General features: G+C 61.8%; 16 protein-coding genes and 2 rRNA genes. 8 read left to right on the top strand and 10 right to left on the bottom strand.

Annotated elements, in window-relative coordinates; translation table 11 throughout:
- Window positions 1-268: 268 nt before the first annotated feature.
- A complete protein-coding gene (locus tag BGRAMDRAFT_RS27650; RefSeq protein ID WP_006052196.1) occupies window positions 269-1,351 on the top strand; it encodes a GlxA family transcriptional regulator in 1,083 nt (360 codons plus the stop codon).
- 116 nt (window positions 1,352-1,467) lie between these two features.
- On the opposite strand, the gene BGRAMDRAFT_RS27655 is transcribed toward BGRAMDRAFT_RS27650, so the two are convergent.
- The 5 genes from BGRAMDRAFT_RS27655 to BGRAMDRAFT_RS27675 form a co-directional block, all read right to left on the bottom strand.
- Entirely contained in the window at window positions 1,468-2,412 is a 945-nt protein-coding gene (locus BGRAMDRAFT_RS27655) for a choline ABC transporter substrate-binding protein (RefSeq protein ID WP_006052197.1), read from the bottom strand.
- A 45-nt stretch (window positions 2,413-2,457) separates the two neighbouring features.
- Complete coding sequence (locus tag BGRAMDRAFT_RS27660) at window positions 2,458-3,456, bottom strand: GlxA family transcriptional regulator (protein ID WP_006052198.1); 999 nt, start codon at window positions 3,454-3,456, stop codon at window positions 2,458-2,460.
- An 8-nt stretch (window positions 3,457-3,464) separates the two neighbouring features.
- Window positions 3,465-4,367 (bottom strand): choline ABC transporter permease subunit, encoded by a 903-nt coding sequence (gene choW, locus BGRAMDRAFT_RS27665; protein ID WP_006052199.1) that lies wholly within the window; start codon window positions 4,365-4,367, stop codon window positions 3,465-3,467.
- Entirely contained in the window at window positions 4,360-5,541 is a 1,182-nt protein-coding gene (locus tag BGRAMDRAFT_RS27670) for a quaternary amine ABC transporter ATP-binding protein (protein ID WP_006052200.1), read from the bottom strand. The genes choW and BGRAMDRAFT_RS27670 overlap by 8 nt, the downstream gene beginning before the upstream one ends.
- Window positions 5,542-6,095: 554 nt before the next feature.
- On the bottom strand, window positions 6,096-6,422 hold the full coding sequence (locus BGRAMDRAFT_RS27675) for a hypothetical protein (protein WP_006052201.1): 327 nt from the start codon (window positions 6,420-6,422) through the stop codon (window positions 6,096-6,098).
- Between the two features lie 336 nt (window positions 6,423-6,758).
- On the opposite strand from BGRAMDRAFT_RS27675, the gene BGRAMDRAFT_RS27680 reads away from it, so the two are divergent.
- A complete protein-coding gene (locus tag BGRAMDRAFT_RS27680) occupies window positions 6,759-7,124 on the top strand; it encodes a BON domain-containing protein (RefSeq protein WP_006052202.1) in 366 nt (121 codons plus the stop codon).
- Window positions 7,125-7,261: 137 nt separating this feature from the next.
- Here BGRAMDRAFT_RS27680 and BGRAMDRAFT_RS27685 read toward each other — a convergent pair whose 3' ends face one another.
- Window positions 7,262-8,278, bottom strand: a complete 1,017-nt coding sequence (locus tag BGRAMDRAFT_RS27685; RefSeq protein WP_006052203.1) for an SDR family oxidoreductase — start codon at window positions 8,276-8,278, stop codon at window positions 7,262-7,264.
- A gap of 404 nt (window positions 8,279-8,682) precedes the next feature.
- On the opposite strand from BGRAMDRAFT_RS27685, the gene BGRAMDRAFT_RS27690 reads away from it, so the two are divergent.
- The 3 genes from BGRAMDRAFT_RS27690 to BGRAMDRAFT_RS27700 all read left to right on the top strand — a co-directional run bounded on the left by BGRAMDRAFT_RS27690 (window position 8,683) and on the right by BGRAMDRAFT_RS27700 (window position 12,849).
- A complete protein-coding gene (locus BGRAMDRAFT_RS27690) occupies window positions 8,683-10,476 on the top strand; it encodes a phospholipase C (protein ID WP_006052204.1) in 1,794 nt (597 codons plus the stop codon).
- 157 nt (window positions 10,477-10,633) lie between these two features.
- Window positions 10,634-12,085: a cytochrome-c peroxidase gene (locus BGRAMDRAFT_RS27695; RefSeq protein ID WP_044021922.1), complete on the top strand. Its 1,452-nt coding sequence runs from the start codon at window positions 10,634-10,636 to the stop codon at window positions 12,083-12,085.
- A gap of 74 nt (window positions 12,086-12,159) precedes the next feature.
- A complete protein-coding gene (locus tag BGRAMDRAFT_RS27700; RefSeq protein ID WP_006052206.1) occupies window positions 12,160-12,849 on the top strand; it encodes an HAD family hydrolase in 690 nt (229 codons plus the stop codon).
- A 6-nt stretch (window positions 12,850-12,855) separates the two neighbouring features.
- On the opposite strand, the gene BGRAMDRAFT_RS27705 is transcribed toward BGRAMDRAFT_RS27700, so the two are convergent.
- Together BGRAMDRAFT_RS27705 and BGRAMDRAFT_RS27710 are read right to left on the bottom strand one after the other, a co-directional pair.
- Window positions 12,856-13,248 (bottom strand): carboxymuconolactone decarboxylase family protein, encoded by a 393-nt coding sequence (locus BGRAMDRAFT_RS27705; protein ID WP_006052207.1) that lies wholly within the window; start codon window positions 13,246-13,248, stop codon window positions 12,856-12,858.
- Window positions 13,249-13,406: 158 nt separating this feature from the next.
- Window positions 13,407-14,960, bottom strand: a complete 1,554-nt coding sequence (locus BGRAMDRAFT_RS27710) for a complex I subunit 4 family protein (RefSeq protein WP_006052208.1) — start codon at window positions 14,958-14,960, stop codon at window positions 13,407-13,409.
- Window positions 14,961-15,558: 598 nt separating this feature from the next.
- Between BGRAMDRAFT_RS27710 and BGRAMDRAFT_RS27715 the strand changes: the two genes are divergently transcribed.
- From BGRAMDRAFT_RS27715 to BGRAMDRAFT_RS27725, 3 genes are read left to right on the top strand one after another with little or no spacing between them, the layout of a single operon-like run.
- A complete protein-coding gene (locus BGRAMDRAFT_RS27715; RefSeq protein WP_006052209.1) occupies window positions 15,559-16,308 on the top strand; it encodes an ABC transporter ATP-binding protein in 750 nt (249 codons plus the stop codon).
- Window positions 16,295-18,868, top strand: coding sequence for an FtsX-like permease family protein (locus BGRAMDRAFT_RS27720; RefSeq protein ID WP_006052210.1), 2,574 nt, complete (start codon window positions 16,295-16,297; stop codon window positions 18,866-18,868). The genes BGRAMDRAFT_RS27715 and BGRAMDRAFT_RS27720 overlap by 14 nt, the downstream gene beginning before the upstream one ends.
- The gene (locus BGRAMDRAFT_RS27725) at window positions 18,868-20,079 is read left to right on the top strand and encodes a lipocalin-like domain-containing protein (RefSeq protein ID WP_006052211.1); all 1,212 of its coding nucleotides are present in this window, start codon (window positions 18,868-18,870) and stop codon (window positions 20,077-20,079) included. The genes BGRAMDRAFT_RS27720 and BGRAMDRAFT_RS27725 overlap by 1 nt, the downstream gene beginning before the upstream one ends.
- 89 nt (window positions 20,080-20,168) lie before the next feature.
- On the opposite strand, the gene rrf is transcribed toward BGRAMDRAFT_RS27725, so the two are convergent.
- Together rrf and BGRAMDRAFT_RS27735 are read right to left on the bottom strand one after the other, a co-directional pair.
- Window positions 20,169-20,282, bottom strand: a 5S ribosomal RNA gene (rrf, locus tag BGRAMDRAFT_RS27730).
- Between the two features lie 232 nt (window positions 20,283-20,514).
- Window positions 20,515-20,646: ribosomal RNA gene (locus tag BGRAMDRAFT_RS27735) — 23S ribosomal RNA — on the bottom strand; the annotation flags it as partial.

Genomic DNA, 20,646 nt, shown 5'->3' on the forward strand with positions numbered 1-20,646 from the left:
ACAGGCCCTATTGCACCGCACGTCAAATTGAACCGATAGAATAAAAACGGCATGACAGTGGGATAGTGGCGTCAAGCGCCTTGCGCGCCAAGCGTCGCGGCGTATTTACGAAGGCTTCTGACGTATTTTCGACAGGCGCGGCATTGGCGCTGCATTGGCCCGGCCCGATGGCGATTGCCGTTGCCGCTTCGGCCGCATTACGATGCATGCCGCGCCGCATCGCGGTGCTATGCTTGGCTCAACTCTTCTTTCGCTCCGGCTGCATTGCATGAACTCCGCTGAACCGCTTCCCCTTCAATCTATCGACGGTGCGCCCAAGCAGCGCATCCGCTTCGGCATTATTCTTCTGCCGAACTTCACGCTGACGGCGTTCTCGGGTTTCGTCGACCTGCTGCGTCTGTCCGCGGACGAAGGCGACTTCAGCAAACCCGTGCGCTGTTCCTGGAGCGTGATAGGGGAAACCCTTGCTCCGGTGCGCGCGAGCTGCGGCATCCAGATCACGCCGTGGGAAACGTTCGACGGCGCCGAGCCATTCGATTACGTGGTCGTGGTGGGTGGCCTGCTGCATTCGGGACCGGCTGCGAGCGACGCGACGCTCGCCTTCATTCGACGCGCTGCCGCGGCCGATGCCACGCTCGTCGGCATGTGCACCGGCGTGTTCTCGCTGATGCGCGCGGGCGTGCTCGACGGCTATCGGATTTGCGTGAGCTGGTTTCACTACTGGGACTTCATCGAGCGATTTCCGTCGGTCAATGAAGAGGCGCTGGTGGCCGACCGGCTATTTGTTATCGATCGGCGGCGTATTACGTGTTCGGGCGGACGCGCGTCCATCGACGTGGCCGCGGCTATTCTGTTGCGTCACTTCGAAACGGCGACGGTGCAGAAGGCGCTGCGCATTCTGCTCGTCGACGACATGCAGAAAGGCAACGCGCCGCAGCCGCATCCGCCGGGACTTGCGCCTGCCGCGCATCCGAAGGTGAAGCGCGCGATTCTGCTGATGGAACAGCACGTGGGGCGTTCGTTATCGCTCGACGAACTGGCGCGCAAGCTGGACTTGTCGCCGCGTCAATTGGAGCGGCTTTTCAAGGCGCAAACCGGCAAGGCGCCGCAGGCTTACGCGAAGCAGGTGCGGTTACGCACGGCTGCGTGGTTGTTGACGAGTTCGGACAAAACTGTGGCTGACATTGCTTCGAGTTGCGGCTTTTCCGATGCATCGCATCTGGGCCGCGAATTTCGCAAGCAATTCGGTTTGCCGCCGATGATGTACCGCGAGCAGCGCGGCACAGCGGCGGAAGCGGAAGATAGCGGTGATTATGATGAGACGTTTCCGGGGCGGGCGCAGGCGATTTGAGGTATTGAATCGAAGCGTCCAATTCGAAATCTCGATTTGAGGCCCTTATTCATGGCCTCAAATCGCGCAGCACCAATTTTCGCGCCGCATACCTAACGCGGCGCGAAACTCCCGCTTCACTTCCCCGCCACAAACGCCTTAACTGCCGGCAATCCATCCTTCCCATCAAACGTCTTCACCCCGGCAAGCCACTGATCCAGCACCGCCGGATTCGCCTTCAGCCACTCGCGCGCGGCCTTGTTCGGATCGACCTTATTCATGATCGGCATCATCACGTGGTTCTCGATGTCGGTCGTGAAATGCAGATTCGACACCAGCTTCGCGACGTTCGGGCAACGCGTCGCATAGTCGGTCGGCGTCACCGTCATCACTTTTGCTTCGCCGTAATTCGGACCGAACACGTCGTCGCCACCGGACAGATAATCGATCTTCATCTGCACATTCATCGGGTGCGGTTCCCAGCCGAGAAACACGATCGGCTTCTTGTCGCGAATCGAGCGGTTCACTTCGACCAGCATGCCCGCCTCGCTCGACTCCACCAGCTTGAACTTGCCGAGCCCGTACTGATTGCTGTCGATCATCTTCTTGATGAGCGCATTGCCGTCGTTACCCGGTTCGATGCCGTAGATCTTGCCGCCGAGCTTGTCGTAATTCTTCGCGATGTCGGCGAACGACTTGATGCCCGCCTGATACGCGTAATCCGGCACCGCCAGCGTGTACTTCGCGCCGGTAAGGTTGGGTGTGGGCAGCACATTCACCTGACCGGCTTTCTTGAACGGATCGATCATCGGGTCCATCGTCGGCGACCAGTAGCCGAGGAACACGTCGATCTGTTTGCTCTTCACGCCGGCAAACGTGATCGGCACCGAAGCGATCGTTTTGGTCGGCTTGTAGCCGAGTCCCTCGAGCACCGTCGACGCGAGCCCGGTCGTCGCCGCAATGTCGGACCAGCCGACGTCGGCAAAGCGCACGTCGCGGCACGCGGCAGGTTCGGCGGCAATAGCGGAAGTGACGGACGACACAGACAGCGCGCACAACGACGCAGCCCACAAACGTTTCATGGCGGTTCCTCAGGGTCTCAGGGTGATGAATGCTTGACTGCTTCTTTATGCCGACAGCCGCCGCTCCACGCTCGGCGCATGACCGAATTGCGCGCGATACGCCTTGCTGAAATGGCACGGCGAATGGAACCCGCAGACCGCCGTCACGCGCGCGATCGACGCGTCGGTGTTACGCAGCAGTTCACGCGCGCGGCGCAGGCGCAGCGTCAGGTAATAGTGCGTCGGCGATACGCTCAGGAACATCTTGAACATGCGCTGCAAGTGACGCTGCGACAAACGCACGAGCCGCGCGAGTTCGTCGAGCGACAGAGGCTCCTCGATGTTCGCCTCCATCAGCCGCACGACTTCGATCAACTCGGCGCGCGTGAAGCCGACGCGCGCATCGACGGGAATGTGCTGGTAGTCGGTCGAGCCGCGAATCCTTTCCACGATGAACTGCTCGGACACCTGCGCCGCCACCGAGTGGCCAAGCCGCATGCCGACCAGGTTCAGCATCAGATCGAGCGGCGCCGTGCCGCCCGTGCACGTCATGCGGTCGCGGTCGATCACGAAGAGTTCGTCGGCGAAACGCACATGCGGGAAGCTCTTGTGCAGCGGCGACATGTCTTCCCAATGCACGGTGCAGCGATAACCGTCGAGCAGACCCGCCGCGAGCAACGCATACGGTCCCGTGCAGATGCCGCCGAGCGGAATGCCTTGCGCGGCCACGTCGCGCAGCAGCGCGATCACCGTGTCGTCCACGTAATCGCGCACGTGCCATCCGGCGCAGACGATCAGCACGTCGGGCATGCCGGCCTGTTCGAGCGTGGTGGTCGGCTTGACGATGATGCCGTTGCTGGCTCGCGCCGGCTCGCCGTCCGGCGTGATGACCGACCACCTGTAGTGCTCCGCGCGGCCGACATAGTTAGCCATCCGTAGCACTTCGACCGCGCTCGTGAACGCGATCATCGAAAAATTCGGCAGCGTCAGGAAGCCGACGTGCGCGAGTCGGGAAAGCGGCGACCCGGACGGGGCTTCTATCGGAGTGATCGCGTCGCGCTTCATGGGGCGGCTCAGCTATGCTGCGCCGCCGGCGCCCGGCGCACCTTCATCAGATTGCGCACACCCGAAAGCAGCGGCGCGCGTGCCATGCCGGGCGAGCGGCCGAAGCTCTCCGTGATGCGGTCGAGAATGATCGCGAGCATCACGACCGAGAGTCCGCTCTCGAAACCGAGCCCGATGTCGAGCCGCTGAATGCTGGCGAGCACGTCGTTGCCGAGACCGCCTGCGCCGACCATCGACGCGATGATCACCATCGACAACGCCATCATGATGGTCTGGTTCACGCCCGTCATGATCGACGGCAGCGCGTTCGGAAACTGCACCTTGTAGAGCAACTGCCACGGCGTGCAACCGAACGCCTGACCCGCTTCGACGATTTCGCGGTTCACGTGCTTGATGCCGAGCGACGTGAGACGCACTGCGGGCGGCATCGCAAAGATCACGGTGGACAGAATGCCGGGCACGCGGCCAAGACCGAACAGCATCGCGGCCGGAATCAGATAGACGAACGCGGGCATGGTCTGCATCAGATCGAGCACGGGGCGCACCATCATCTCGACGGTGCGGCTCTTCGCGGTCCAGATGCCGAGCGGCACGCCGAGCACGAGGCTAATGAAGGTGGACGACAGCGTGAGGCCGAGCGTGATGACCATCTGATCCCAGAAGCCGGTACCGTAGATCAGCAGCATCGCGAGCAACGTGAAGAGCGCGAAACGCCAGCCCACCCGCCACAAACCGATGCCGACGAAAAACGCCATCAGCGCCCACATGGGCACTGCTTGCAGACCGTGTTCGACGATCGCCGCAAAGCTCTCGATGACCTTGCCGATGGAATCGAAAGTCTTTGCGTCGTGGTCGAGCAGATAGTGAACGCCGTGATCGACCCAGGCGCCAAGTGGAATGATTTCAGACATGGGAACCTCGATGGCGCGTGAGAACGTGCAGCACGTTCGTCTTGTTGACCGAACCACAGTAGGAGCCGTCTGCTTCGACGACCGGCAGGGGCGCGCGGCTCGCGACGACGCGCTGGACCACATCGTCGAGCGGCGTCGTGCGTCGGATGCACTCGACGTAGTTCAGCTTCGCGGATGCGTTGCCCGTTTCGTCGCGGCACACGAAGCCGCGAATCTTGCGCTCGCTGTCGAGCACGAAAGCGTAATCGGCGCTGCCGTTCAGCGTGGCGGCCACGCTCGACACGTCGATCTGCGGCGAGTGCGCATGCATCAGCGGCACGGCGTCGGTCTGCATCAGATCGCCGGCCGTCAGATAGCGGCTCGTGTCGATGCCTTCGAAGAACGCGCGCACGTAATCGTCGGCGGGATTGGTGATGATCTCCTGCGGCGTGCCGATCTGCACGACCTTGCCGCCTTCCATGATCGCGATGCGTGTGCCGATGCGCATCGCTTCCTCGAGATCGTGCGAGACGAACAGAATCGTGCGTTGCTGCTCGCGTTGCAGATCGAGCAGCACGTTCTGCATTTCCTTGCGCTTGAGCGGATCGAGCGCGGAGAACGCTTCGTCCATGATCATCAGCGACGGGTTCACGGCCAGCGCCCGGGCAAGACCCACACGCTGCTGCATGCCGCCCGAGAGTTGCGCGGGCAGCTTCTGCGCGAACGGCGCGAGGCCGACCTGCTCGAGCACCGTCATCGCGCGCGCTTCGCGTTCCTTGCGGCCGATGCCCGCCACCTCGAGCCCGAACGCCGCGTTCGAGAGCACCGTGCGTTGCGGCATCAGCGCGAAGGACTGGAACACCATGCTCATGTCCTTGCGGCGCAGCGCCGTCAGTTCGCCGCGCGGCACGCTGGCCACATCGCGCCCGTCGATCAGCACCTTGCCTGCCGACGGCTCGACGAGCCGGTTGATCAGGCGAATCAGCGTCGACTTGCCGGAGCCGGACAGGCCCATGAGCACGAAGATCTCGCCTTCCTTGACCTCGAACGATACGTTGTGAACGCCGACGATCTGACCGGTGCGCGCGAACACTTCTTCTTTCGTCGCGCCTCCTGCCAGCATGCCGAGCGCCTGTTTCGGGTTGGTGCCGAACACCTTGCACAGCCCTTCGACCACGACCTTGGGGGAATTCATTGAATGCTCTCCATGCAAAGCTGTCGGGCAGAGTTGGTGCTTTAGCACCTTACTCTGGTCCCATGCAAAGCTGTGGCGGACGTCCGTCCGCGCTGTGCATACATAGTTGCCAGAAAAAAGTGCGACTAGCCGACTATTTGCGACAACCACATGTGGAAATACGACACCTATGTCGCGTGGTTGCTGTCGCGCCAGCGTGGAAGCCTTGCTGGGCAAGGGTTTGACGCATATCGACGAAGTGCGCCGAAGATGTCGTTCCAAGCCAAATGAAGGCTTTTTTGGAGCAAAAAACGGCGAGGAAATACGAAATGCGGGGGTGTCGCGGCGCAACAGACGTTGGTGGTCAACGCCAACTCGCGTCGGGAATCGTCTGGCGAAACGCAGATGACACGCGAAACACCAGGAGACAACGCGTCCGCTAAGGGCTCTCAACGAGCGGCGAGCCATTGCAGCAGCCGCCTGCGAAGGCTGCCGAGGTCAGCGCCTTATCACGCGTTTTTACGCGTGCAGCACGAGCATCGCGCCGCACGACTGCAATGATTGCGGATGAATATCTACTGACTCGCGCCCGTACCGATGCCCGCTTTTTTCTGCGCCTTCTGCAGATCGTCCGGATAGTTCGGGTCGTTGCGCGACGGCTGATAGCCCGCATCCTCGAGCTTCTTCAACTCGGCATTCTTCTTTGCGCGAGCCTGTTTGCGTGCCGCTTTGCGCTCCGCCTTGGTCGGCTTGGCGGTGCTGCTCGCGCCGGTCGCGCCAGGTTGGGCGGTCTGCGCGTTCGTGTCGGTCGTGGTCTGCGCGGCGGCAAGCGGCATGCCGCCTGCTACCAGCGCGGATACGGCGAGGCCGAGCATCATCTGTTTGATGGCAATGGTCTTCATGGCTAACTCCTCTCAAGTTGGCAATTGCATTCAGTTTGTTCAGAACGCATCGTTCACTGCCGCGGATACCGCGCGATGATGCCATGCACGGCCGCAGTCAGAGCTTAATGCCAAACCGCATCGCGCGTGTGGTTGCCAGCACCTCGGCAGTTCGCGCCACGGCCAGTTTTTTTCTGCATGAGCGCGCGTGCTGAGCTATTGTTTAAGCGCGCCGGGAGCGCCGCCGCGGCACGCTTGAACAAAACAGGACGCTCCCAGTGAGAAGAAAACCGCTCACAGGCGTGTGTTTTTTTGCATGCAACGAAGCGACATTAACTTTTCGAGGATGGAGAAAACGTGAAAACAGTCAATCTTTTAAAGGCGCTCGGCATTGCATTGTGCGTCGCCACGGCGTCGAGCGCGTATGCGCAAGCGAGCGATGCGGCAATGGCCGACACGACCGCATCGTCGACTGCGCGCACAAAAGCGGTGAAAAAGACGGACCGCAAGCTCGGCCTCGACGTGCGCAAGGCGTTGTCCAAGGCACAAGGCTTCGACGTGTCAAACGTATACGTTCGGGCTCGCGGCGGCGCGGTCACGTTGACCGGATCGGTGCCTGACGGTGCGCAGATTCCGCAGGCCGAGGACGTGGCGAAGAATGTCGCCGGTGTGAAATCGGTGTCCAACAAGCTGACCGTGGCCACGCCGAACGGCGGAGGTTGAACGCCCGGCTTCACATGATCAACGGCGTCCTGCCGGATTGCATCGGACGACGAAGGGTTGCGCCTCGCACTGCTTTACGCGCATACGGCGCTACCCTTTGTCCCGGTATGTGAATCACAAGCCCGACGGCGCGCCGCTCACACGCGCCCCGCATGCGACGACCTCGCATAACGCGCGAGCATCCACACCGCGGCCGCACCGGCAGCGAGCATGACGGTTTGCCGCGGATGCATCGACGCCTGCGTGTACAGGCTCGACTCCAGCACCCTGCGCTTCTGTCCCGAACGCTCGCGCAACGCGCCGTCGTCGCCATGATTGCCGTCCGGCGTACGCGGCGGTTCCTGCGTACGTTGCGAAGCAATGCCGATGCGGCTCATCACACGGTCGTACAGATTCGGCGCGCGACGCGCGAACGTCACCATCGCCGCCGATGCGCCGCCGACATACAGATCGCGAACCGGCGTGCACGCCGCATGCAGAATCGCCTTGGCGACGATGTCCGGTGCATAGACGGGCGGCGGCAACTTCGGCTGCACGTCGAGATGATTGCGCGCGTGCTCGACGAACTGCGTATGAATGCCCGATGGTTTGATCAGCGTGACGGAAACTGGCGCGCGCTCTTCGATCAACTCCATGCGCAGCGTGTCGGTGTATCCCTTCACTGCATGTTTGGACGCAACGTAAGCGGCTTGCAGCGGCAATGCAATATCGGATAGCTCGCTGCCCAGGTTGATGAGCGCACCGCCGCGCTGCTTCAGGTGCGCAAGCGCAATCATCGATCCCTGCACGACGCCCCAGAAGTTGGTCTCGAACAACTCCTTCTGCTCGTCGATGGGGACATCGGCGCAGCGTCCGAAAATCGAGCCGCCCGCGTTGTTCACCCATGTGTCGAATCCGCCGAAGCGCGCGATGGCCTTGTCCGCGGCGGCCTGCAATTGCGCCTGGTTGCTCACGTCGGCGACCGCGTATTCGACAAGCGCCCCCTGATCGCCGAGTTGTGTGGCGAGCGTGCGGAGCGCTTCCTCGTCGCGCGCGATCAGCATCAGGCGCGCTCCCCTGCTGGCGGCCAGACGCGCGGTCGCAAGACCGATGCCGCTCGTCGCGCCGGTAATGACGATGACCTGCTGGGAGACGGGTTTGAGCTTCACTGTCATGGCAAAGTCCTCGAAAGAAGTCACGAATGGCGGCAGCTAACCGTGGAGACGGCGCACTGCGCGAGCCGGGTTCGCGTGTTGCAGCATCTCGCGTGCCGACTCGTGTTTTTCGGGCAAATCCCGCGCGCGGCGCCCCGCGCCCGCCAATTGCCGCGCGGCTCGCGGCACAGCATGACAGCAGACCGTCAGCAAGCGTTATGCAAATGAATGGCGATCGAGAGCCAGCGTAATATGCGCGCCCTTAAATCTTAATCATCGAATGCTTCAATGCGCGCAGCCTGTCGGGGCTGCCGCGCGCACGTCGACAGGCACAGCACCATTTCCAATAAACAAGATCTTCAGCGGACTCCACACGTGCATCAATGGAAGCGCTGAACGGCGAAGTCGAATCTGGAGCCTGTCACATGTTGCGCAGAACCCTGTTACCCATCCCGTTTGCCGCGTTGCTGACGCTCGCCGCGTGCAGCGATCACAGCGTCAATTCGACTGCGTCGTCGACGCCGGCTTCGTCGCCGGCGCCCACGGTGACCGCGCAGGACGCCGTGGCGACCGCGACGCCGATCAAGCACGTCGTCGTGATCTTCGGCGAGAACGTGTCGTTCGACCACTACTTCGCCACTTATCCGCAAGCGGCGAATCCCGTCGGCGAGCCGCAATTCACGGCAGCCGCGGGCACGCCCGCGGTCAACAACCTCGCGAACAACAATCTGATCGCGACGAATCCGAATGCGCTTTCCACGTCGCCGAATACGGCGGGCCGCACGGTCGGTGCCGTGACGATTGCCGGTCTCGGCCTTCCCGCCGCGGATCTGCTGCCGTTTCGCCTCGACCGCTCGCAGGCGAACACGTCGAGCCAGAACCACGCGTACGCCGCGGAACAGCTCGCGTACAACAACGGCGCGATGGACTCGTTCCCGCTCTTCACGGCCGCCGGTTCCACTATCGCCGGCAGCACCGGCGCATTTGCGACGAAGGGCCAGGTGCTCGGCTATTTCGACGGCAACACAGTCACGGCGCTATGGAACTACGCGCAGCACTTCGCGATGAACCAGAACGCGTACACCGACACGTATGGTCCGTCGACACCGGGCGCGCTCGCAGTCGTGTCCGGACAGAACAACGGTGTGATCGTTGCGGGCGGCACGTCGGGCAACGCGATTCCGGATTCGGCCGGCGGCTTCACGATGGTCGGCGACCTGGACCCCACGGGCGACGTCTGCACCCTCGCGGCGAACAGCGCCGTGACGGGCACGATGTCGTCGAACAACAAGAATATCGGCGACCTGCTCAACGCGAAGAACATCACGTGGGGCGGCTTCATGGGCGGCTTCAATCTGCAGACGGTCAACGCAAACGGCACAACCGGCTGCGCGCGCTCGACGTTCTCGCAGGTGCTCAACGCGACGAAGACCGACTACGTGCAGCACCATGCGTGGTTCCAGTACTACGCGAGCACGGCGAACCTCGCGCATACGCGTCCTTCGTCGACGGCTGTGATCGGTGCGACCGATCCGCTGGATAACACGGCAACGCCGGTTCATCATCAGTACGACACCGATGATTTCTTTGCCGCGGTGAAGGCGGGCAACTACCCGTCGGTCAGCTTCCTGAAGGCGCCGGCTGTCGAGGACGGCCATCCGGGCAACTCGGACCCGATCGACGAACAGGCATTCGTCACGAAGGTCGTCAACTTCCTGCAACAGCAGCCTGACTGGAAGAACACGGCCGTAATCATTGCCTATGACGATTCGGACGGCTGGTACGACCATCGCTACAAGGCGCCGACGAGTTCGTCGTTCGACTCGACGACCGCGCAATCGGCGGGCGGCAAGACCGTGGCGGGCAGCGACAACCTGAGCGCGGCGGGCCAATGCACGGCAGCCGGCGCGGTGCAGCCGCAAGGCGTGAACGGCGGCGCGGTGAACGGCCGTTGCGGTCCGGGCACGCGCACGCCGTTTGTCGTGGTGTCGCCGTGGGCGAAGGCTAATTTCGTCGACGACACGGCGATCACTCAAGCATCGGTCGTGAAGTTCATCGAGGATAACTGGCTCGGCGGGCAACGCATCGGCGGCGGTTCGTTCGATGCGACCGCGGGCAGCATCATGAACATGTTCGACTTCGCGGGGTCCGGCAACAATCCGCCGTTGTATCTCGATCAGAACCTCGGCACGAAGCTCGCGACCGCGCCGGCAATCTGAGCGTAAGCGTGAGCCTGGGTTGCGTGCGAACCTTGCCGTCTTTCGACGGCCGCGCGCAACTCACGGTAGAAGCGTAATCAGGCGTCGAGCCAGCCCCTGCATGCTGGCTCGATTCGCTTTTTTCATCGTATACGAAGCACTATTCGTCATCATCGCCATGAACCGATCTTCAGACGCCGCCCTGCCGCCGACCCTTCCCGCCGGCGGCGAACCGGGTCCCATTGTCACGCGCCGCTCGCTGCTGAAACTCGCTGCATGGGGCGCTGTGTGCAGCGTGATTGCGGCCGTTGCGCTTGGCGCGTATGCACTGGTTTATCCCGAGCGCATGCCGGCTTCTGTCGGCGCAATCGTTGAAGAGATCACCGGCGCGAATCCGCAACCCGTGCATCTAATGCGACCGGCTCGCGCGCCGTTGAGCGCCGTCGCATTGCTCGGCAAGCAGATTTTTTTCGACCCGTCGCTGTCGGCTTCGGGCACGCAATCGTGCGCGTCGTGCCACTCGCCAAAGAATTCATATTCACCGGACAACGCATTTCCGGTTCAGCTCGGTGGCGCGCACATGAATGAAGCGGGTTATCGTCCGCCGCCGTCACTCACGTATCTGTATCGGCAGGCGCCGTTCAGCATTGGCCCCGATCAGGGCGACACCGACGCGCCCGTCGATCTCACGCAACTCGCTTCGCAAGCCGCCGGCGTGCAGCGCGCACAGAAGACCGCCCTCGCCGCGCCCGCCGCTCCGGCGATGGTGCCGCAAGGCGGACTCTTCTGGGACGGCCGCGCCGATACTTTGCAGGACCAGGCAATTGGCCCGCTGACGAATCCAGTGGAAATGGCCAACAAGACGCCGGAAGACGTCGCGCACAAGTTGCTACAGACAAAGTACATCGACCAGTTCAAACAGATCTTCGGGCCGGCGATTGCTGCGAACCCGAGCCTGCTGATCTCCGAGGCGATGTTCGCAGTGGGCCGCTATCAGATCGAAGATCCGTCGTTTCACGCATTCACGAGCAAGTACGATTATTGGCTCGAAGGCAAAGCGCGGCTCACGCATGCCGAACTGCACGGCCTGCAATTGTTCAACGATAAAGACAAGGCCAACTGCGCGGGCTGCCACCTGAGTCAGCCGACCAGGGACGGCCTGCCGCCCGTGTTCACCGACACGCAATATGAAGCGCTTGGCGTGCCGCGCAATCCCGCGATTCCCGCGAACAGGGACCCGAAGTTCTTCGATATGGGGGTATGTGGGCCGTTTCGTGATGATCTCGCGAAACAGACGCAATACTGCGGCATGTTCCTCACGCCGACGCTGCGCAATGTCGCGAACCGCAGGGTGTTTTTCCACAATGGCGTCTATCACGACCTGAAGCAGGTGATGGACTTCTACAATCTGCGCAATACGTCGCCGGAAAAAATCTATCCGCACGATGCATCGGGCCACGTACAGAAGTACAACGATTTGCCCGCGCAATATCGCGCGAACGTGGATGTTTCCGACGCGCCTTTCGACCGCAAACCGGGCGACCAGCCCGCGATGAGCGAGGAGGACATTCAGGACATCATCGCGTTTATGAAGACGCTGAGCGATGGCTATCGCGAGGGCGGCTCGTGAATGAGGCGGCGCAGCGCCTCGCGGGCCGTTGAGGTATTCTTTGCGGTTCCCCGACTCTTGCCCTACTCCAACCGATGGCTGATTTCCCCTTCGACGCAGTACTCTTCGATTGCGACGGCGTGCTCGTCGATTCAGAACCAATTACGAATCGCGTGCTAACCGAAATGCTCGGCGAATTAGGCTGGCAATTGAGCATCGAAGAGACAATGCGGATTTTCGTCGGCAAAGCCGTGAAGGATGAAGCGCCGTTGATCGAAGCGCGGACCGGCGTGGCGATCACCACCGACTGGCTGATGCAATTCCGCGCGCGCCGCAACGCAGCGCTCGATAAAGAACTGGCCGCCATTCCGGGCGCTGTCACAGCGGTTCGCGCTATTCATGCAGCGTTGAATGGACGCATTGCCGTTGCGTCCGGCGCGGACCGCGTGAAAGTCGAATTGCAATTGACGAAGGCGGGCATTCTAGAGTGCTTCGAGGGCCGCATCTTTAGCGGTCACGAAACGCCCCGCAGCAAGCCATTTCCCGATGTTTATCTGGCAGCGGCGGCGGCGCTGAGCGTGGACCCGGCGCGCTGCGCGATCGTCGAAGATACGGTGACCGGCGCGACTGCCGGCGTGGCAGCAGGTGCGACGGTGTTCGGCTACTGCCCGAATGAATTCGGGCACAGCAGCGCAGCCGCGTTGCGCGCGGCGGGCGTCGTGCAGGTGTTTCGGGACATGAGCGACTTGCCCGGCTTGCTTGCCGCGTGGCGCGGCAAGGCGTGAATCGGGCTACTCGAACGCTGCGTCGATCGGCACGCGGTATCCCACCGCGAGGCGGTTGGTTTCGTTAGCCATGCCAACTACCGCGAGCAGTTCGCCGAACATCTCGTCGGTCATACCCGCACGGCGAGCGGCGGCCGTGTGACTCGCAACGCAATAACCGCAGTTGTTCGTCACGCTCACGGCCACGTAGAGCAACTCTTTCATTAACGGATCGAGCGCGCCGGGCTTCATCACGTCTTTCAGAGTGTCCCATGTGCGCGCGAGAGTCGGCGGATGCTGGGCGATGTACTTCCAGAAGTTGTTGACGTCGTCGACCTGACGCGTCTCCTTGATATCGTCGTACACGGCTTTGACTTCGGGTGACGCTGCGGAATACTCCACGGCTTTCTGCTGACTCATGGGCTCTCCTGTGTTTGACTGCATGAAAAGTGCGATTCGTGCTCGGTTCGGCAGATGCGACATATGCGGCCTATGCCGCATATTGCGTCTGCGTCCGCGTCTATTGTGCGCGCATTTTGCCGAACAGGAATCGACTATTCCGGCCTTACACTACCCTATCACCCTGGCGTGCGCGTCACCGCAACAACCGCCGCCGGCGCCGCTGCTTGCAGGTGTTCGCCGCCATCGCGACGCGTCGGCTCCGGACGCGTGGAGCGCTCCGATTGCGCCAGCAGCGTACCGACCGACGGATCGATTGCATCGGTGAAAGGCTTCGGATCCAGTCCGATTGCAAGCACCAGCAACGCCATTGCGCCGAGCAATACGAACTCGCGCTTACCGAGATCTTTCAATCCCGCGACTCGCGCATTTGCGATCGCGCCGAAAATCACGCGCTTGTACATCCACAACGTGTAAGCCGCGCTCAGAACCAGCGTGGACGCCGCCATTGCGCCGATCCAGAAGTTAAAGCGAATCGCGCCCATCAGCACCATGAATTCGCCGACGAAACCGGAAGTACCCGGCAGACCGATATTCGCCATCGAGAACAACATCACAAAAGCAGCGAAGCGCGGCATCGTATTCGCAACGCCGCCGTACTCGTCAATGGCGGCAGTTTTCGTGCGATCGTAAAGCATGCCCGTGCACAACAACATCGCGCCGGACACCACGCCATACGACAGCATCTGCACAATCGCGCCGGCCTGACCGATGCGGTTGAACACGAAAAGACCCAGCGTAACGAGTCCCATATGGGCCACCGTCGAATACGCGAGCAGTCGGCGCATGTCGGTCTGCACGAGCGCGAGAAGGCTTGCGTAGATCACGGCGACGAGCGAGAGCGTGATCATCATCGGCGCGAAAAAGTGGCTGGCCTGCGGCGCAATCGGCAATGCGAAGCGCAGCAGACCATAGCCGCCGAGTTTCAGCATGCCGATCATCACCGCTGCGCCGGTGGGGCCGTCGAGGTGCACGTCGGGCAACCAGGTATGCAACGGCCACATCGGCACTTTCACGCCGAATGCCGCGAGAAAGCCGAGGAAAATGAGTACTTGCGGCATCGTGCCAAGCCGCGTTTCGCGCCACAGCGCGAGATCGAAACTGTGCGTCTGGCTGTACAGATACAGCATCGACATCAGCATCATCAGCGAGCCGAGGAACGACACGAAAAAAAACTTCACTGCGGCATACGAGCGATTGGAATGTCCCCATGTGCCGATCAACAGATAGAGCGGAATCAACGTGGCTTCGAACGAGACAAAGAACATCATGCCGTCGAGCGACGTGAATACGCCCTGCATAAAGCCGGACAACATCAGAAAGGCGCCGAAGTACTGCGCGGTTCGCTCGGTGATCGACTCCCATGAAGCGACCACGATGATGATCGTCGTCAGCGCGGTCAAGGCGACCAGCCACAGCGAAATACCGTCGACGCCGACGTGCCACGCGATGTCGAATGTCGGCGACCATCGGAAGTTCTCGACAAATTGCATCGACGTGACGTCATTGCGGAAGGTCGCGACCAGCGGAATCACCGGCACGAAACCCGCGACGGCGCCGATCAACGCGAGCCAGCGCGTGCGGCCGCGTGCGGCGTCGGAGCCCGCGCGCAGAAGCACCAGGCCGGCGACGATAGGGATCCAGATAAGTAGACTAAGAAGAGGCAATGGCATGTGCTCTATCGAAACTTGGAGTACAAAACGCCGCCGCAATGCTTTCTATTTGGAAAGTATTGAAGCGAAAATGTAGGCTTCTATTGATCGGACTTGCGTGAATCGGCAGTGCCGGAGTTCACGTTTACCCGCAGTCGAATGACAAGGGTGGAAGGTTACCAAGATAAGAATAATTTTGCATCGCAACAATGCGCGAATGCCGTAGACAATGGATTGTTGCGCCCGCGGCCTCTTGCGCAACGAATTAAAATGTGCGTTTGCACAATCCCGCGACACGTGGTGGCGACGTCGCGCAGTTGCTGAAGGAAGCGGACTTTTGCCGGCTCTTTGGGAGAACTTTTTTGGATCGCTCAAGGCGCCGCACGCACGGCACTCGCGGCACTCGTCATACGGCATTCCCCGATTGCTCTTTTTCGGCCTGTAGCGCAGAGCTTTTTTATAAAGCGCGAAAAATTTTTGTTCTGTCGCGCGCCCGAAAGAAGGCGAGCGTCAGCCAACTTTCGCGCAGGGCGCCGCGCGACACTAATAAGCCGATGCGCCGACGCACCTTACAGAAGCCGAATATACTCAGCGATCAACAGTACTTTGCGGACCATGCATGCAGTTTCGTGACGAAGATGCGATACCCGCGCTCGAGTGCCGCGGGCTGAGCAAGAAGTACGGCAGCGGTCGAGTCGTACTCGCCAATCTGGATTTCACGCTCGCGCCCGGCGAATTCGTGGCGATCATGGGCGACTCGGGCGTCGGCAAATCGACGCTGCTCAATCTGATCGCCGGCCTCGATCAGGCGGACAGCGGCGAGGTGATGATCGGCGGTGCTGCCGTTTCGCGTCTGGATGACAATGCCGCGACGCGTTTGCGTCGTCAGAAACTCGGCTTTGTCTTTCAGGCCTTTCACGTGCTCCCACATCTGACGCTTGCGCAGAACGTCGCATTGCCGCTGCTGTTAAACGAACTGCCCGTTTCCGCCGCGCTCGACATGCTCGCGGCAGTCGGGCTCGAAGGCCGTGGCGACGATTTTCCGCGGCAACTGTCGGGCGGCGAACTGCAACGCGTTGCCATCGCGCGCGCCCTCGTGCATCGCCCTACTTTGATCCTCGCCGACGAGCCGACGGGCAACCTCGACCCCGACACAGCGCATGGCGTGCTCGCGTTATTTCGAGCGCAAAGCAAGGCGACCGGCGCGGCAACGATGATGGTCACACACTCGCAGGCCGCGGCCGCGATTGCCGATCGCATCCTGATTCTCAGCGACGGCGCCTTGCATCCCGCATCGCAAGCACAGGCGCTTTCACCCGCGGAATACGGCTCGCAACCTGCAGCGCGTTCAGTCGATGACGCCCGCTGATTCGTACCGCCCCGCGCGCACGCGCGGGCATCGCACTCTCGCGCGCTGGCTGCTCGGCGCCGAATGGCGCAGTCATCGCGGACGGGCACTCGTTGCAATTGCAACGATCGCGCTCGGCGTGGCGCTTGGCTATGCAGTGCAACTCATCAACAGTGCAGCCTTCAACGAGTTCTCCGCTGCGGCGCGCAGTCTTTCGGGCCAGGCAGATTTGCAAGTACGCGGCGCACAACCTTTATTCGACGAGTCAATTTATCCGCGCGTGGCCACAAGAGCGGGCGTCGCGCTCGCGAGCCCCGTACTGGCGCTCGACGTCAGCGTGCATGAATATAACGCCGCGTTGCCCGTGCTCGGCATCGACGTGTTCAGGGCGAGCCGCATTGCGCCGGATCTGATCGGCGTTCCGTCAGCCGCGCAGCCGCTCGACACGCTCGCCTCCGACGCCGTGTTTCTCTCCACCGCCGCGCAGCAATGGCTGCATGTGAAGACGGGCGACCAGATCGTGCTGCAAAACGGCACCGCGCTCGTGCATTTGCGCGTGGCCGGCGGCATCGCCAGAACACGGCCAGGACAACGGCTCGCCATCATGGATATTGCGGCCGTTCAGTGGAAATTCGGCAAGGTCGGCAAACTGTCGCGCATCGACGTGCAGCTCAAACGTGGCGTCGACCGCGAGCGCTTCAAGCGCGATCTGCAGAAAGAGCTAGGTAGCCAATGGATCATTGCGGAAACGCGCGACGTCGAAAGCCGCACTGACAGGCTCTCGCGTGCCTATCGAATCAACATGAACGTGCTCGCGCTCGTCGCGCTTTTTACCGGCGCGTTTCTCGTCTTTTCGACGCAGGCGTTGAGTGTCGTGCGTCGTCGCGCGCAGTTCGCGATGTTGCGCGTGCTCGGGCTGACACGCGGCCAGCTATTGCGTCAGATTCTCTTCGAGGGCGCGCTGCTCGGCTTGCTCGGTTCGCTATGCGGCCTTGCGCTGGGTTATGCGCTTGCTGCGGGCGCGTTGCGCTTTTTTGGCAGCGATCTCGGTGGCGGCTATTTTCCCGGCGTGCAACCGCAGGTCGGGTTCGAACCGCTTGCAAGCGCACTCTTTTTGACGCTCGGCATCGCGGTGGCTGTTCTCGGCAGTCTCGCGCCGGCACTCGAAGCGGCACGCGCACGGCCCGCGTCGGCACTGAAGGCAGGCGCCGAAGAAGGCGCGCTCGCGCGGCTCGCCACGCCGTGGCCTGCATTGCTATGCCTGCTGATCGCGGCGCTGCTGACGCAAGCGCCGCCTTGGTTCGACGCGCCCATTGGCGGTTATGTGGCCGTCGCGTTGTTACTTATCGGCGGCATTGCATTGATGCCGCGCGTGACCGCCCTTGTGTTCGGTGCAACGAGTCGCGGTTTGGCTGCGCGGCCGCGCAGCGGCGTCGCGAGTACGCTTGCGCTCGCACGCCTTGCAAATGCGCCGGGTCATGCGTCGATTGCAATGGGCGGCGTGTTGTCGAGCTTCGCGCTGATCGTGGCGATGGCGATCATGGTCGCGAGCTTTCGCGTGTCCGTCGAAGACTGGCTCGTGCATCTGCTATCGGCCGATCTCTATGTACGGGTCGCACAGAACGGCGACACCGGCGGCCTCAGCGCCGATGAGCAGCGCCGGCTTGCAAGCGTCCCAGGCGTTGCGAGAGCGGCCTTTACGCGCGCGTCGCATATCACACTCGACCCCGCGCGCCCCGACATCGCGATACTTGCCCGCGAAATCGATGTGGCCGATCCCGGCGCGAATCTGCAAATGACGGGACCTGTACTCGGTATTCGTGATCTGCACGGCGACGAAACACCTGTTTGGGTATCCGAAGCAATGATCGATCTATACGGCTATAAGCTCGGACAGCGTGTTCACTTGCCGATTGGCGAGCGCGGACACGCGTTCGTCGTGGCCGGCGTGTGGCGCGACTATGTGCGGCAAAGCGGTGCGATACAGATACGGCTCGCCGATTATCGGCGCCTCACCACCGACATGAGTGCGACCGATGTCGCGGTAAGCGTCGAACGAGGCGCGAGCGTCGAAAGCGTAATAGCCGGATTGCGCGCACTACCTTTCGGCGCGATGTTGCAGATCGCGCAGCCCGGCGACATTCGTGCGCGCACGCTCGTGATTTTCGACCGGAGCTTTGCGGTCACCTATCTTCTCGAGGCGGTCGCGATTGTTATCGGCTTGTTCGGTGTGGCCGCAACGTTCTCCGCACAGACGCTCGCGCGCGCTCGTGAGTTCGGCATGCTGCGGCATGTCGGTGTAACGCGCTCGCAGATCCTCGCAGTACTCGCACTCGAGGGCGGTCTGCTCACGGCATGCGGCATTGCAATGGGCTTCGTTCTCGGGTTTGCGATCAGCCTGATTCTTGTATTCGTCGTCAATCCGCAATCGTTTCATTGGAGCATGTCGCTGCATGTTCCGTGGATTATTCTCGGCACCGTTGCACTGGTGATGCTGGCGTCGTCGTGCTCGACGGCCGTGCTCGCGGGACGCGGCGCGGTTTCCGTCGATGCGCTGCGCGCCGTCAAGGAGGACTGGTGATGCGAACGCGGCTGCGCTTCTCGTCGACGTGCGGACTCGTGCGGCGCGCGGCGGTTCTTCGCCTTGCGGTTGAGATCAGGCTTCGCATTGCGCGGTTTTGGCGTGTACGTCCGCGAGTTTCTGTCTTGTTTCTTTCTACCGTGCTCGCTGTTTCGCCGGCCTTCGGCGCAACGCCGGAGTTTGCCGTCGTCACGAAAGAGCGTTCCGTCATGCTGCCAACGGACACTGGCGCTCACGCCGATTTTCGCACCGAGTGGTGGTACGCGACAGGCTGGCTCAACACGCCGGACAACAAGCCGCTCGGTTTCCAGATCACTTTCTTCCGGTCCGCAACGGGCCACGATGCCGCGGACCCGAGTACTTTTGCGCCTTCTCAATTGATCATTGCGCACGCGGCGCTGAGTGATCCGGCACTGGGTCATCTCATGCACGATCAACGGATTGCGCGCCAGGGCTTCGGGCTTGCGTATGCGAAGCCCGCCAACACCGACGTAAAGCTCGATGCATGGAAAATCGTCCGTGCCGCGGATGGCCGCTACGATGTCGCCGTCGATGCGGGCGAATTCACGTTGCATCTCACGCTAACACCGACACAGGCACCGTTGATTCAAGGCGAGCGCGGCTACTCCCGCAAGGGCCCGCGACCGGAACAGGCGAGCTACTACTACAGCGAGCCGCAACTGCGTGTGTCGGGCAGCGTGACAAGGCCCGTCACTGGAGGCGGTTCATCGCAAGCTGCCACTGCGGTAACGGGCATTGCGTGGCTCGATCACGAATGGTCGAGCACCCTGCTCGATGCGAATGCAGTGGGATGGGACTGGTTGGGCGCTAATCTGTTCGACGGGTCGGCTTTAATGGCCTTCAAGGTGCGCGGCCGCGACGGACACGCTATTTGGGCGCACGCTGCAATGCGCGATCGTGATGGACATGTCACGACTTTCGCCCCGAACGAGGTCGAGTTCACGCCGCGCCGCACGTGGCGTTCACCGCGCACCAACACGCCGTATCCGGTCGCGATGACGGTGAGGACCGGCGCGCTGACATGGCAGCTCGATCCGCTGATGGACGATCAGGAACTGGACTCGCGGCAGTCCACCGGCGCGGTGTACTGGGAAGGCGCGGCGCGGGTGAGCCGCGATGGTACTGAGCTCGGGCGTGCGTATCTGGAACTGACCGGCTATGCGGGCGCGATGCGCATGGGCGGGCCGTGACGGCGCACCGCATTTTCGTGCCCTTTGTTCCGCCGTGTAAACGCAGAAACCCCACCTTTGTGGGGTGGGGTTTCTGACACTGCTGGGGAGCCTGACGATTACCTACTTTCACACGGGTAATCCGCACTATCATCGGCGTGGAGTCGTTTCACGGTCCTGTTCGGGATGGGAAGGGGTGGGACCGACTCGCTATGGTCATCAGGCTTTGACTTGTTGTCGTGCTGGGTTTTGGGCCAACACAACCAATCTGGAAGAAGTAGTTTCTGGTGATGCTCACCAGGGTAAAGCTGTTTGGGCTGTGTTGTTCGAGGCACAACATCGATCACTCAACCGTGCGTCCTGTTCTCCCTGGCGGGGAGTTCCAGCGCATCCCCTTCGGGGATCGGACCAGTGTAAGCGCTAAAGCGCCAACGCTGGTCGAGACACACCTGTTATAGGATCAAGCCTTACGGGCAATTAGTATCAGTTAGCTGAACGCATTACTGCGCTTACACACCTGACCTATCAACGTCCTGGTCTTGAACGACCCTTCAAGGGGCTCGAAGCCCCGGGGATATCTCATCTTAA

It is taken from the genome of Paraburkholderia graminis C4D1M (assembly GCF_000172415.1).
GTDB lineage: Bacteria > Pseudomonadota > Gammaproteobacteria > Burkholderiales > Burkholderiaceae > Paraburkholderia > Paraburkholderia graminis.

Coding starts and splice junctions, on each gene's coding strand:
- BGRAMDRAFT_RS27650 (WP_006052196.1), top strand. CDS start 269: ATGAACTCCGCTGAACCGCTTCCCCTTCAATCTATCGACGGTGCGCCC.
- BGRAMDRAFT_RS27655 (WP_006052197.1), bottom strand. CDS start 2,412: ATGAAACGTTTGTGGGCTGCGTCGTTGTGCGCGCTGTCTGTGTCGTCC.
- BGRAMDRAFT_RS27660 (WP_006052198.1), bottom strand. CDS start 3,456: ATGAAGCGCGACGCGATCACTCCGATAGAAGCCCCGTCCGGGTCGCCG.
- choW (WP_006052199.1), bottom strand. CDS start 4,367: ATGTCTGAAATCATTCCACTTGGCGCCTGGGTCGATCACGGCGTTCAC.
- BGRAMDRAFT_RS27670 (WP_006052200.1), bottom strand. CDS start 5,541: ATGAATTCCCCCAAGGTCGTGGTCGAAGGGCTGTGCAAGGTGTTCGGC.
- BGRAMDRAFT_RS27675 (WP_006052201.1), bottom strand. CDS start 6,422: ATGAAGACCATTGCCATCAAACAGATGATGCTCGGCCTCGCCGTATCC.
- BGRAMDRAFT_RS27685 (WP_006052203.1), bottom strand. CDS start 8,278: ATGACAGTGAAGCTCAAACCCGTCTCCCAGCAGGTCATCGTCATTACC.
- BGRAMDRAFT_RS27690 (WP_006052204.1), top strand. CDS start 8,683: ATGTTGCGCAGAACCCTGTTACCCATCCCGTTTGCCGCGTTGCTGACG.
- BGRAMDRAFT_RS27695 (WP_044021922.1), top strand. CDS start 10,634: ATGAACCGATCTTCAGACGCCGCCCTGCCGCCGACCCTTCCCGCCGGC.
- BGRAMDRAFT_RS27700 (WP_006052206.1), top strand. CDS start 12,160: ATGGCTGATTTCCCCTTCGACGCAGTACTCTTCGATTGCGACGGCGTG.
- BGRAMDRAFT_RS27705 (WP_006052207.1), bottom strand. CDS start 13,248: ATGAGTCAGCAGAAAGCCGTGGAGTATTCCGCAGCGTCACCCGAAGTC.
- BGRAMDRAFT_RS27710 (WP_006052208.1), bottom strand. CDS start 14,960: ATGCCATTGCCTCTTCTTAGTCTACTTATCTGGATCCCTATCGTCGCC.
- BGRAMDRAFT_RS27715 (WP_006052209.1), top strand. CDS start 15,559: ATGCAGTTTCGTGACGAAGATGCGATACCCGCGCTCGAGTGCCGCGGG.
- BGRAMDRAFT_RS27720 (WP_006052210.1), top strand. CDS start 16,295: ATGACGCCCGCTGATTCGTACCGCCCCGCGCGCACGCGCGGGCATCGC.
- BGRAMDRAFT_RS27725 (WP_006052211.1), top strand. CDS start 18,868: ATGCGAACGCGGCTGCGCTTCTCGTCGACGTGCGGACTCGTGCGGCGC.